Below are 7,979 nucleotides of genomic sequence, written 5' to 3'. Positions count from 1 at the left end.
GAAAGGTGGCGCCTCCGCCGGGAGTGTCGGAAACACTGAGGGTTCCATGATGAAGAAGTGCAATTTCTTTTGCAATGCAAAGTCCAAGTCCAAAATGCTGCTTATCGTTTCTTGAAGTGTCAGAACGGTAAAATCTCTGGAATACGGCTTCTTTTTCCGAATCAGGAATACCGGGGCCATTATCAGCCACAAACAGAGAAACGGAAGCCGCTTCCTGTCTGGCAGAAAGCCGGATCATGCCTCCTTCCGGTACATAGGCAAGAGCATTGTCGATAAGGATTGCCAGAGCCTGAGAAATTTTCAGGCTGTCACAGAAACAGACAGGGAGAGAGTCTTCAGGCAGCTCAATGAGAAGCTGCTTTTTTTTATGCCGGGCAGTCTGTTCATATTTTTCGTATACATCCAGCAGAAGAGTATCTATTTCGCAGGAGGTACAGTCCAGAACCCAGGTGTGGTTATCTGATCTGGAAAGGGACAGCATGTCCTGGATCAGCCGGGACATTCGTTTACATTCATCAAGGCTGATGGAAATAAAGTGCTCTGTCTGTTCCGGATCCGCATAGGAAACTGCAGACAGGCTTGTCTGGATCACAGTAAGCGGAGAGCGGAGCTCATGGGAAGCTGCGGCAATAAAGGCATTCTGCTCCTTCCTGCTTTTTTCCAGAGGGCGGATCATTTTTCGGGTAAAGAACCAGGAAAATACAGCCAGCGCGGAAACCGCGGCAATGACTGCCACAAGAAAAGCAATCCTTATAGTTTTGATCTGCCCGGACTGTGCATCCAGAGAGTAAAGAAGAACGGTATTCAGGACGCCGCCGTTTTTGGGAATCCTGGCTGTGCAGGCATAATACCCCGGAAGCTGAAACATGACTATCTTTGACAGAGTCTGAGAGGTCTGGCCACTGTCAAGATTCAGTCCGTGATTTTCTGCAGACTCTTTTTTTGCCAGATCAAAGATCTTCCGCATGTTGTCCTGGCCGTGGAGCTGCTCAAAAAACAGCGGGGTATTTCCGTCATAGATCTGCATATCTATGCCGTAATTGCTTTCTGCCTGCTGGATCCATCGGTGAGACAGGACGTTCTGACTTTCCAGATGAGAAACACAGGAATAGGCATTGTTGGTAAATACTGTATAATGCTTCTGGCGAATGTTGCTTTCTGTAATGATAAGGCAGGCAGAAGCCAGAAGAACAAGAATGGTTCCTGTAATAAAGGTAGAAAACAGTGTCATATGGATGTGAAGTTTCCGGAACATGACAGCCTCCTTAATAATATGATTTTATGGACAGCATAGAAATATTTTTCGCAGGATATAGAAGAAAACAGGAAAAATACAGCTGGTCTTACATCTATCATAGCACAAAAATGACTGCGAGAGATACAGAGATTATTGCACCCAATCCTTAAAATAATCTCTAAAGTTATTAAAGCCTGATCTGAAAATAGAGAGTGTTTAGAGGTTGCCATATTAAAATAAGGAAAAATGAAATTATATGGGAGGGTGAGAAATGAAATACTGGAGAAAAAGAATCGTATATATGATGGCTATTATGCTGTCAGCAGGAGGGATTGCCGGAAATATGGGAAGTGAGATTGTTCTGGCAGAAGAGAAAGAAAAAGTGAAAGGACGGTATGCGGAGCAGAAGCTTTCTCTTCCTGAAGAGAACTGTAAGGCAGTAATTGATATCTGTTTTCTGGAAGACGGAACTATGCGTATTGCTTACCGGGACAGTGAGGCAAAGCTGAAAACAGCAGATTCAAAGGATCGGGGAAAAAGCTGGGAGACGCCCCGGGATCTGTGGGAGGAATTTGGAAAAAGTGAAAAAGCAGAGCCGATGACGGTGAATCTTTCCAAAGACGGAGGGATTTTCAGCAGCTGGAATTGTCTGGAAGGAGAGAATACTTTTCTGGCAGTTTACCTTTCAGCGGAAGAAACCAAAAAAGAGTTTGATCTTACCCTGATGCCGGAAGGACAGGGATATGTGTATAAAAGTCAGTTCAGTCCTTCGGGAAATATTCTGCTGATGGGAGATAAGTTTTTATGTGAGATTAGCAGGGAGGACGGCAGACTGATCCGAACCTATGAAAGTGGCGGCTATGTTACAGATTTTGGAATTGCAGGAAATCAGCTTCTTGTTTTTGCAGATGACACGATACATTATTATAGTGCAAAAACAGGAGATCCCCTTCCGGAGGAAACAGTGTTTACAGAACATCTCCAGATGGAAAGTGGGGAAAATACAGAGGAAGTTGTTTCATCCAGAGTATTTACAGGAATGGGAGAGCAAGGCATTCTCTATGTAAGCAAAAAAGGGATTTACGTATATAATTTGGGCGGTTCTGTTGTGGAACAGCTTTTAAGCGAAGGCTATCTGACCGGGATTTCTTCAAAAACAGAGCTGATGGACGTGGAAACAGATGCAGATGGAAACATTTACCTGGCAGTTTCAGACCGCTACTCAGATAATCCCACAGGAATGCTTTTAAAGTACGGGTATGATAAAGAACAGGAAGCGGTTCCTGGCACAGAGCTTGATATTTATATGCTGAAAAGAGACACTCATATGGAGCAGATGATTTCCTTGTTCCAGAAAGAATATCCGGATATCAGTGTAACGGTTCAGGAGGGAATGACGGGAGAGGATGGGGTTACTGCCACAGATGCCATGAAAAACCTGAATACAGAGATCATGTCAGGAGAGGGGCCGGACGTGTTGCTTATGGACAATCTGGATGCAGAAAATTATATTGAGAGGGGAATGCTTGAGGATATCAGCGGAATAATGGAAAAAGCAGGGATCCTGGAGAATATTCAGAAGGCCTATGAGGAAGAGGACGGAAGTATTTACTGTATGCCTGTGAGATTCGGCATTCCTATTTTGGCAGGGGGTTCCGGAGAGATTGACAATGCAGTGGATCTTGAAAAAATTGCAGATATGACGGAAAAGTACGAAAATCAATATTCAGATTCCTTTTTTCCGGCTTATCAGACCAGATGGCCGGGAGTAATGCTTCGCTTCTTTGGCGAGATTTCTGCCTCAGAATGGATGAAAAAAGACAGAACCCTGGATGCGGAAAAAGTAAAAGATTTTTTTCAGCAGGTAAACAGGATTTATCAGGCAGGACAGAAGGCAGGCAACGCATCTTTGGACAGTACCTATGAGTATGCGGAAAAAATGGAAAGAATTTATGACAAAAATCGAAGAGAGGAGTCTTCCCTCAATTCATATCTGGTGCCTTGTGCAGACGGGCAGGCGCTTTTCTCCTATGGCTATCTGTTTTCTCTGGAAGAACTGTTCTTATTAACTACCATCGAAAAGCAGAATTCGGATATCAGTCACAGGCTGTTAAACGGTCAGGCTGAAAACTGTTTTTCTCCGGAGATGATTATGGGGATCAGTGTGAAAGCAAGGGAAAAGGAGGCAGCAGAATTATTTGTCAGTTTTCTGTTCAGCGAGGAGCAGCAGAAAAATAACAAAGAAGCCGGATTTCCTGTAAGAAAATCTGTTTATGACAGTGAAGAATACTGGGAGCTTGGACAGGAAGGAAATATAGAATACGGATTCAGTTCGACTTATAATGGCGAGAGTCATGATATGATAACAGTAGTTCATTCGGCAGACGATCAGATAAAGGAAATACAGAAGTTAGGAAAGACCCTTACGATGCCCTCAGGAGGAAGCCGGATCATCCAGGATTCTGTTCTGGAAGCCGGAAAACGTTATCTGTACGGGGAAACAGATCTGGATAAAGCGGTAGAGCAGGCCGTGTCTCAGGTAAAGCTTTACCTGGCAGAATAAATCCTTAGAGGTTATTTCAAGATAAGGCTGATATGATGTGAAATCATAAGAGAACGGAATAGTCATAAGGATGAAAGTCTGAGACGAATTTCGTGAAAGGATATGCCGGGGCGCTTAATAAAGCAGAGTACTGTGGATATTGAGTTTTGTGGCCGCGGCAAAACAAAAATAACTGTTCACAGATTACCGGAAACGTAGTGAACAGTCACAAATAATAAACAGGAGGACATAAAATGCGACATCAGATATGGAAAAAGGGAACAGCGCTGACAGCGGCTTTTGCTCTGGCGGTTGTGCCGGCACTTGCAGGCTGCGGCTCAGAACAAAAGGAAAAAGCCGCGGATTCAGGTCAATCCGGTGAACAGGATAAAGAAAAAAAGGATGTGGCAATGGGCAGATATCTGGAAGAGGATGTAACTCTTCCGGAGGGCTGCGGAGATATTGCGGATATGACAATGCTTGAGGACGGAAGTCTTCGGGTCTGCTATTTTAATAGCGGTGGAGGAGCTTTTTATGCAGATTCTTCAGATGGAGGAAAAACCTGGGGAGAGGCAAAAAATCTTGAGGAGCTTCTGGGGATCGATCCTGAAAAATACACGGTTTCCTATCCAAAGCTGGGAGCTAACGGGGGAATTTTTCTTACCATTTATCCCCTTTCCGAAAATGTGGAAGAAATGTCCTACTACTACATTTCTCCTGACGGAACCAATCAGAAAATGGATATCAGTAAGGAGCTTTCCAGCGGATATATTACAGATGCAAGATTCACAGATAATAATACGGTCATTATCAATGATTTTGCAACAGCGCTTGTGGAAATCAGTCTGGAAGACGGAAGTATTGTCCGTAAATATGAGGAGGGAGGAACGGTCGGCTGCTTTGCGGTACTTGGAAAGCGCCTGATTGCCGTGACAGATACCACTCTTCACTATTATAATCTGGAAACAGGGGAGCCTCTTGGAGATGAGGCAGCGCTTACAGAGCAGATTGCCTCTGATGAGACAAATCTTCAGATGACAAGTACAAGCTCGTTCCCTGTAGTGTTTACAAAAGGGGACGAGGAGGACAGTATTTTTTATACAGATGATAAAGGTATGTACAGGTATTCCTTTGGCGGCAGTGTAGTAGAACAGGTGATTGACGGAAACCTCAACCGGATATCTTCTCCGGACATTTCTGCGATTTCCATGGTAAGGGACAAGGACGGGAACTTTTATCTGGCAGTTCAGGACAGCGCTGCAGATATGGGAAGCTCAGGAAAGATTCTGAAATATGCGTATTCACCGGATACACCTGCAACGCCGGATACAGAGCTGACTGTTTATTCTCTTACAGATAACACCTATATCCGCCAGGTGGCAGCTCTGTTCCAGAAAAAATATCCGGATATTTATCTGAATCTGGAAATCGGAATTACAGATGAAGATGCCATGACAGGCACAGATGCCCTGAAAAATCTGAATACAGAGATCATGGCAGGAAACGGTCCGGATGTTCTTGTAATGGATGGTATTCCTTCCGGTACCTATGTGGAAAAAGGAATGCTGAAGGATATCAGCTGCATTCTTGATAAAATTGAAGGAGAGGACGGCATTCTTGACAATATCCGTGACAGCTATGTGCAGGAGGATGGAAGCCAGTATGTGATGCCTGTGAGATTTGGCATTCCAATGCTTCAGGGACAGGGAGAGGACGTAACTGCTATTACAGACCTTACATCCATGGCAGATACGCTGGAAAAATATCAGAGCGAATACTCTGAAATGCATATGCCAATGTCTCTTCTTTCGGGAGGCGCAGATGCATTTATCAGACAGCTTGCAGATGTCAATGCTCCGGCATGGCTGAAGGAGGATGGAACTCTGGACGAAGCGGCTGTGACAGAATATCTGGAGCAGGCAAATCGTATTTATCAGACTGGAAAAGCCGGACTTGATGCTCTGAAAGCTCAGGGCTTTGCCGTACATTCTATTGGAGAAATAAAAATGATGTCTGATATATCTGCCTCTGCGATCAGCGTAATGGGAGGATACTATAAGCTTTCAGCCGGACAGCTTTCGTCTCCGGACGGACTGGCCTATCTGTACAGTGCAGAACAGAAAGCCCCGAATCTGACACACAGTCTCTGGAACGGACAGGCGCAGAACTGCTTTATTCCGAAACAGACAGTGGGAATCAGCGCCAAAGCAGCAGAATCTGAGGCAGCGGAAAAACTGGTAGAGTTTCTGTTCAGTAAAGAAGGTCAGGAAGCTGGAACAGGTGAAGGCTTCCCGGTAAATGAAGCTGTTTATGACAGTGAGGAGTACTGGGCAGTGGGAGATGAAAACGGAAATCTGGGAACTCTTGGATCAGGAAACGCAGAGACAGGAGAATATATAGAATTTGACATTGTAAGAGCAGACGGGGAAACCACAAAATACGTTCAGGAACTTGGAAAAACTCTGACTCAGCCGTCAGAACAGAATGAAATCATACTGGATGCAGTTGCCACAAACGGAAGCAGATATCTGGAGGGCGAGATCAGCCTTGAGGAGGCGGCAAAAGGGGCGATCCAGCAGGTAAATCTGTATCTGTCTGAATAACCGGCAGGCGGCTGCATGACCTGGATAAATGATATTCAGACAGCTTTATTGATGAGGGGACAAAGATAAAAAAGCGGCGGTTATCTTGCAGCCGGAATCCAGGAAGAGGAATCCGGAAAGAGATAACTGCCGTTTCTGATGTGCATTGGATTGAATGGATAAATGAATGGATATGAGAGAAAACCGGACAGATGACAAGATAAAATCAGTAGGGCTGGGGATATGCTACTGAAAAACTTCCAGCTGGTATCCCACACCCCGGACAGTTTTTATCTGCAGGGAGCTTTCTACGGTTTTCAGCCTCCGGCGCAGAAAATGAATATAATTGTCAAGGTTTCCTTCCTCCACATCTGAGTCAAGTCCCCAGACTCTTGTAAGAAGAAGCTGGCGGGGAAGTGTCTGTCCGGGATTGCGGAGAAATACTTCCATAAGGTCTCCCTCCCGGCTGGAAAGGGTACAGTCCTTTTTGCCGCTGGAAAGGTGGCGGGTTTCCGGTATAAAAGTAACGTCTCCGAGAGAAACTGCGTCAGCAGCAGGATTGTAGGCGGCAGGACGGCGCAGAAGACAGCGGATCCTGGCAAGAAGCTCTTCAAAGGCAAAGGGCTTTACCATATAGTCGTCAGCTCCGCAGTTCAGTCCGGTAAGGCGGTCGTTCAGCTCCCCAAGGGCCGTAAGGATGATAAACGGGGTTTTGATCTGGCGGGAGCGGGCTTCCTTCAGAATTTCAATTCCGTTCATATGAGGAAGCATCCGGTCCAGGATCACAAGGTCATAGGGTGTTTCCTGCATATAATAAAGGCCTTCTTCCCCGTCATGGCAGAGAGTGACAGAGAAGCCTTCCTGCTCCAGACGGAAGGAAACAGCAGAGCACAGCTCCCGGTCATCTTCGATCATTAAAATATTCATATGTTTACCTCTCGTTGTTTCGGAAATTTGCATCAGCCTGCAGAGAAATGCTTACAGTCTGATGCTATCCTGTTATTCTAACAAAGTATTCTGTAAACTTCCTTTAAAAATAAAAACCCCCTTAGAGTTTTTTTAAAGAATGTCCTGTTACACTTGTTTTATCGTTACTGTTTATGGTGTTCACAGCGGCCGGACAAAATGGATTCAAATTACTTTCGGTGATGGAAGTCTGTCCAGTATATTCCGAGAACAGTAACATTTTATCATCATTGGGGAGAACAAAAAAGTGACTGGATCAAAAAAAATAAAAAAAAGAGAATATAAGGGATTCTTATTTCTGCTTCCAAGCTTTGCCGGTGTGTGTCTGTTCTGGGTGATTCCGTATCTGGACGTGATCAGGCGCTCTTTTTTCAGCGCAGTCAGCGGAGAATTTACAGGCCTGAAAAATTACAGCACAATTTTTGAGAACCAGGCCTTTCGTCTGGCGGCAGGGAATACGCTTCGTTTTTTTCTTGTGTGTATTCCTCTTCTGGTAGTGCTGTCTCTTATGATCGCTGTTCTTCTTACCAGAAGAAAAAAAAGTATGCAGGCGCTGAAAAGTATGTTCCTTCTGCCAATGGCAATTCCTGTGGCTTCTGTAGTTCTTTTGTGGAAAGTGCTGTTTCACGATCAGGGTCTTCTGAACCATTTT

The 7,979-nt window shown here is 44.9% G+C and carries 5 protein-coding genes; 3 read left to right on the top strand and 2 right to left on the bottom strand.

Annotated elements, in window-relative coordinates:
- Positions 1-1,255: sensor histidine kinase (locus tag QVP40_RS05775; protein ID WP_288200342.1), on the bottom strand; the 1,255-nt coding region annotated here is incomplete at its 3' end.
- Positions 1,256-1,508: 253 nt separating this feature from the next.
- Here QVP40_RS05775 and QVP40_RS05770 point away from each other — a divergent pair.
- Positions 1,509-3,800: an ABC transporter substrate-binding protein gene (locus tag QVP40_RS05770; protein ID WP_022067541.1), complete on the top strand. Its 2,292-nt coding sequence runs from the start codon at positions 1,509-1,511 to the stop codon at positions 3,798-3,800.
- Between the two features lie 233 nt (positions 3,801-4,033).
- Entirely contained in the window at positions 4,034-6,382 is a 2,349-nt protein-coding gene (locus tag QVP40_RS05765; RefSeq protein ID WP_022067540.1) for an ABC transporter substrate-binding protein, read from the top strand.
- Between the two features lie 225 nt (positions 6,383-6,607).
- Here QVP40_RS05765 and QVP40_RS05760 read toward each other — a convergent pair whose 3' ends face one another.
- Entirely contained in the window at positions 6,608-7,288 is a 681-nt protein-coding gene (locus QVP40_RS05760) for a response regulator transcription factor (RefSeq protein WP_022067539.1), read from the bottom strand.
- Positions 7,289-7,574: 286 nt separating this feature from the next.
- On the opposite strand from QVP40_RS05760, the gene QVP40_RS05755 reads away from it, so the two are divergent.
- On the top strand, positions 7,575-7,979 hold a 405-nt coding region (locus QVP40_RS05755; RefSeq protein WP_330361891.1), incomplete at its 3' end, for a hypothetical protein.

The organism is Blautia sp. CAG:257, from assembly GCF_000433815.1.
Taxonomy (GTDB): domain Bacteria; phylum Bacillota; class Clostridia; order Lachnospirales; family Lachnospiraceae; genus Blautia_A; species Blautia_A caecimuris.
The sequence above is the reverse complement of the archived record's forward strand: the minus strand, read 5'-3'. Positions and strand labels throughout refer to the sequence as shown.

Excerpts from the sequence above, each read along its gene's own strand:
- QVP40_RS05770 (WP_022067541.1), top strand. The coding sequence starts at position 1,509 with ATGAAATACTGGAGAAAAAGAATCGTATATATGATGGCTATTATGCTG.
- QVP40_RS05765 (WP_022067540.1), top strand. The coding sequence starts at position 4,034 with ATGCGACATCAGATATGGAAAAAGGGAACAGCGCTGACAGCGGCTTTT.
- QVP40_RS05760 (WP_022067539.1), bottom strand. The coding sequence starts at position 7,288 with ATGAATATTTTAATGATCGAAGATGACCGGGAGCTGTGCTCTGCTGTT.